The organism is Peptostreptococcaceae bacterium, assembly GCA_016649995.1.
GTDB lineage: Bacteria > Bacillota > Clostridia > Peptostreptococcales > BM714 > BM714.
The window spans coordinates 1-5,386 of record JAENWJ010000080.1 but is presented as its reverse complement, the minus strand read 5'-3'; the positions used below and the strand labels follow the sequence as shown (position 1 = coordinate 5,386).

Here is a 5,386-nt window from a genome sequence, read left to right as displayed (position 1 = left end):
GTTTATATGTTCAAGGTCCTCTTTTGTAATGCTTATCCCATCAAGGTTTATAGAGTCGTCCTTCTCTAGACACCTATGGAGCGTTTCATAAATACCTTTCGGTTGCTCATGTATCTCTTTGAGCATGAAGTGCGGATATCCTTCTTTTTCTGCCGCCTCCACATCCCATGTAACCTTAAATGTATCTCTCTTCTGCTCCTGCAAAAGATTGTTGTAAATTTTAACTTCATCCTTTGTAAGCAATACAAATTCGTTGTTCTCTATTAGCAACATGTTTCTCGTATGCTTAAGGAGAGCTGGTATATCTGAAGCAAGAAAGTTTTCTCCTTCACCTCTTCCTATTATCAAGGGGCTATCCTTCCTTACAGCTACTAGCTTGTCCGGCTCATTACCGCATACCACCACTATTGCATAGGCTCCACGCATTTTTTCAACGGCTTTATGCACAGCCTGAAGCAGGTCTCCTTCATAAAAATACTCTATTAGATGCGATATGACCTCTGTGTCGGTCTCCGACTTGAATTCCACGCCAACTTCATCAATCAGCCATTCTTTTAATTTCATGTAATTTTCAATGATTCCGTTGTGGATAACAGCTATGTTGCCATTTGTGCTTGTATGGGGATGGGCGTTGTTGTCACTTGGTGCTCCATGGGTTGCCCATCTTGTGTGTCCTATTCCAACCGACCCTGAAAAATCCTCATTTTTTATTTTTTCCTGCAGTACAGCCAATCGTCCGGCATATTTTCTAACCTCAAGCTTACCCTTGTTATAGACTGCTATTCCCGATGAATCATACCCTCTATATTCAAGCTTCGCCAATCCCTCTATTATGATTGGAGTAGCCTTTTGTTCCCCTATATATCCAACGATTCCACACATGATGAAATCCTCCATTTTCTATATTTTTTTTAAACCTTATTACTTTTCTGACATGGTTTCACCCGACTGTTTTGTATACGGAATCGCTTCCGGTTTTTGCTAAGTCTTTATCGGCCGTGAACAGGCCGCAGGGAATCCGCCGATTTTTCGATTAACCCTGTCCTCGTCAGCTCTGTGAGCTCAGGCGCTTGTTTTATGATTTCAATTAAGACTATTTCATGAATCACATCCTTTCGAACAGTTTAAAGTGGAAAGAATAAAGTAGAAAGAAAAAGCTCAATACTAATAAGACAAAAGATTTAAACAATAAAAGCAAAACAAATGCGACTTCAAAATGCTCATCATCTTTCTTACACTTCACACTTCTTTCCCCGTTTTATCTTTTGTTTCCACTTGCTACTTACTACTTGCCACTTGTTACTTGTTACTTGCTATTTTTTCTGCCATATATATCGTCATTATGGACACAAAAATGTCTGTCCCTTTTTAGTCCTTTTTCTACTTTCTACTTTTTTCTATCCCAATCTCTTTTCAATTAAGTCAGCAAGTTCTTGCGCTTTCTCATTCAATACGCTTTGGTCTTTTCCTTCTATCATCACGCGTACCAATGGCTCAGTGCCTGAGGCTCTTACTAGTACTCTTCCCTCTCCGTTGAAGAACCTTTCGGTTTCCTTGACGGATTGCCTTATTACTTCGTCTTCGATGTAGTCGTGTTTCTTATCATTGTCTACCTTCGCGTTTATAAGCACTTGGGGAAATGTCTCCATTATGCCTTTGATCTCGGAAAGCTTTTTACCACGTTTTTTCATTACCCTCATTAACATCAAAGCGGACAAAAGTCCGTCTCCTGTGGTGTTGTGGTCTAGGAATATGAGATGCCCCGACTGCTCTCCGCCGAAGTTGTATCCCTCTTCAAGCATTTTTTCAAGAACATAACGGTCACCCACTCTAGTCTTTTCTATGTTTATGCCTCTTTTTCCAAGCGCCGCAAAAAGCCCCATGTTACTCATTACTGTAGTAACAAGCGTGTCCTTTTTAAGCTCTCCTACTTCCTTAAGGTAGTCTGCGCAGATTGCCATTATCTTGTCTCCGTCTACTATCTCGCCGGTTTCATCCACAGCTATTAACCTATCTGCATCTCCGTCGAAGGCCATTCCTAATGCATAATCGCCAGACTTGACCTTTTGCGCAATAAGCTCGACATGTGTAGACCCACAACCCTTGTTTATATTATGTCCGTCCGGATTGCAGCAAAAGGCCGAAACATCCGCATTCATTTTAGAAAGTGCGTAGGCCGCCGTAGTTGTAGCCGCTCCGTTTGCACAGTCTATTGCAACCTTCATTCCCGAAAAATCCACATCCATTTTTTCTACAAGATGATCGCAATATAGCTTATATGCTTCAGGGATAGTGTTCCAGGTACCAACATGGTCTCCGTCTATCAAGGATTCCGCCTCTAGCCCTCCTAGTATATATTTCTCTATCCTATCCTCTATTTCGTCTGCCAATTTATATCCATTCTTGTTGAAGAACTTTATTCCGTTGTACTCGGCCGGATTATGTGATGCTGAAATTACAACCCCTGCATCCGCATTGAAATATCTTGTCAAAAAAGCTACAGCCGGTGTAGGCACTACTCCAAGTGAAACAACATTCCCGCCCATCGACATAATACCTGCCGCAAGAGATGCTTCCAGCATGTCTCCGGATATGCGCGTATCTTTCCCTATCAAGATTTTAACATGCTTTCTTCCTTCTGTAAGAACATGGGCCCCGTAGCGCCCCAATTTGTATGCCAAATCATTTGTAAGCTCAACGTTCGCAATGCCTCTTACTCCGTCGGTTCCAAAAAAACGTCCCATGGTCTTCCTCCGCATCATTTTTACTTGTTTATAAATATAATAAAGATGACCTTTGCCATCTGCATCCACCTTCTATCTTAACATACCAGCATCATCGCCTCAATGACATTCCGGTAACAGAAAAAGATTAAAAAAAGAGGACACCCCATATGGGTGCCCTCATCTTTCAATCTTTTTAAATTACATCTTATAATTCAGTCTTTTTTGTCAAAACTTTATAAGATCTTGCTACAAGAACTACCGCCAATCCCAAGAGAGCAACTGCGAATGCGACAAGAAGTATATTTCCAGCTGCAATATTTTGCTGAATCAAGAGCACCAAGGCAGTAAGCGTTGCTGCAAACATGAATATCATAGGAAGTATAATCATGCCATATTTCTTGCCATTGTTTTTAAGGTATGCAGCAAGAGCAAGAAGTGCGAGGGCTGCTAGCAATTGGTTTGATGAACCGAATAGCGGCCATACTTTTGACCAACCAACTACTGACAATGATCCACCTGCAATAACTGTTATTGTAGTTGCTATAAAACGGTTTGTAACGAGTATGCTTTGAACTTCTTTAGTGTCATCTTCAAAGAATTCTTGAAGTATGAAACGCCCAAGTCTTGTTGCAGTATCAAGTGAAGTAAGTGCAAATGCTGAAATAGCAAGAGCCGCGAAAGGTTTACCAACAGAGAACGGAATACCAATCTTAGTCATGAATGTTCCGATACCCTCTGAGAATACGTTGATAGGTCCGCCGTTAGCAAGAAGGTTTGTGAAATCTCCCTGGGAGACATAACCAGCTGTTACAAGAGCTATAACTGCTAGAACGCACTCTATGAGCATTCCGCCGTAACCAATGAGCAATGCGTCTTTTTCATTATCAATTTGCTTGGATGTTGTACCCGAAGCAACCAAGCTGTGGAAGCCTGAAATAGCTCCGCAAGCAATTGTGATAAAGAGCATTGGGAACAGCCATTGTCCTCCAACTTTGAAGCCTGCAAATGGTGTAAGTTGCATGCTCGGAGCGTAGAATATCAATCCAAGTACAGCTCCGATAATCATAGCGTAGAGAAGGAAAGAGTTCAAGTAGTCTCTAGGCTGCAAGAGTATCCATACAGGTGTTACTGAAGCTATGAAGATGTAAACAAGAAGGAATCCAATCCAAACGTTTCTAGACAATACAAGCGGGAAGGCCATTCCAATCCATATGCAAACAACAAGGAGTGCAACACCAATAACACTACCGATTGCCAATGATGCGCCTTTTCTGTAAACAAAGTATCCAAAGACTACAGCCAATGCAATAAAGAGCATTGAAGCCATTGCTGCTTCAGGAGAAGCTACAAATGTATTGGCAACGATGTTTACAAATGCCGCAATAACAAGCACGAGTGTCAACCACGAAAATACTGCAAAAAGCTTTTTTTCTGTTCTGCCAACATTTGCTTCAATAACTTGGCCAATAGATTTACCGTCATTTCTGATGGAAGAGAAAAGTGCTCCGAAGTCATGAACACCACCGAAGAAAATTCCTCCGATAACAATCCACAGCATAACCGGAACCCAGCCGAATGCAGCAGCTGCAATAGGGCCCGTAATAGGTCCTGCACCAGCGATTGAAGCAAAGTGATGGCCTAAGAGCACCGGAGCCTTTGCAGGCACATAGTCCACGCCATCTTCCATGTAATGAGCTGGGGTTTCCTTTGTCGGGTCAATTCCCCATGTTTTTGCCAACCATCTACCATATGTAAGATAAGCAACAATGAAAATTACGATAGAGGCCAACACCAATACTAATGAGTTCATATAAATCCTCCTTTGGAAATTTTTATTTTAAGGTCGATAGAAAGTTTCGACCTTAACGGCTTTTTTAGAGGGCACAACTATCTTTCCATGAAGATCTACAAGAATAAGGCGAACATCGACCCATCCCTTGAGTCCGAAGGCGTAGCTCTTTTGGTGCCTGAATCTTTTGACTACGTTTTCTATATTCTTGTCATCGACCGAATCGGCAACGATTATGCCAGTTATGATGGTCGACATATGGTCCTCCCTAAGTTTTACCATATCGTCTATGGAGGCTATCAGCATTTCTATGTAGGCATCAACAATATCTTCTGTAATCATATCAAAATGCTTCATGAAACAAAATTCGTCATTTTCCATTCCGTAGACTTTCACTTTCTTCGAGGCAAAATAACGTTCCGTTCGCAAGTGTGATTCGGCAAATAAGTCTATGCTATATCCAGCATATTCAAACGGCACGGTCATATCGAAATTGTTCATCAATCTTTTCTTCATAAGTTCCATATATTCCTGAAATAGCATAAATACACCCTGTCCTTTTAAATACCTAATTGGAATATTATCACACTGTCATTTTAGTCTTATTTCATTTATAAGAAACACATTACCGTTAAACTGCATTAAATCAGTTCCAAGATGCATATACGACAAGTGGAATGCATGATTTTGTAAAACTATTTCCAAAAAATCGAGTAGGAGGTCATTCATTAATTGAATGACCGACCTCTCACACCACCAGAGCGTACCGTTCGGTACTCGGCGGTTCATTAAGACAATCTGATTTTATGATACTGTAAAGATAAACTTTTATAATCACGACGCATTAATTTCTCATTCGTTATGGTTAGAT

The 5,386-nt window shown here is 41.0% G+C and carries 4 protein-coding genes; all 4 read right to left on the bottom strand.

Features of this window, described 5'->3' with window-relative positions; all coding sequences use genetic code 11:
* On the bottom strand, positions 1-882 hold an 882-nt coding region (locus tag JJE29_09055), incomplete at its 3' end, for an isomerizing glutamine--fructose-6-phosphate transaminase (GenBank protein MBK5252763.1).
* Between the two features lie 515 nt (positions 883-1,397).
* Complete coding sequence (locus JJE29_09050) at positions 1,398-2,744, bottom strand: phosphoglucosamine mutase (GenBank protein MBK5252762.1); 1,347 nt, start codon at positions 2,742-2,744, stop codon at positions 1,398-1,400.
* Positions 2,745-2,931: 187 nt separating this feature from the next.
* Complete coding sequence (locus JJE29_09045) at positions 2,932-4,536, bottom strand: carbon starvation protein A (protein ID MBK5252761.1); 1,605 nt, start codon at positions 4,534-4,536, stop codon at positions 2,932-2,934.
* A gap of 27 nt (positions 4,537-4,563) precedes the next feature.
* Positions 4,564-5,058, bottom strand: a complete 495-nt coding sequence (locus JJE29_09040) for a hypothetical protein (protein MBK5252760.1) — start codon at positions 5,056-5,058, stop codon at positions 4,564-4,566.
* Positions 5,059-5,386 lie beyond the last annotated feature (328 nt).

What these genes read in the sequence shown, in the direction of transcription:
- JJE29_09050 (MBK5252762.1), bottom strand. Translation starts at nt 2,744, where the DNA reads ATGGGACGTTTTTTTGGAACCGACGGAGTAAGAGGCATTGCGAACGTT.
- JJE29_09045 (MBK5252761.1), bottom strand. Translation starts at nt 4,536, where the DNA reads ATGAACTCATTAGTATTGGTGTTGGCCTCTATCGTAATTTTCATTGTT.
- JJE29_09040 (MBK5252760.1), bottom strand. Translation starts at nt 5,058, where the DNA reads ATGCTATTTCAGGAATATATGGAACTTATGAAGAAAAGATTGATGAAC.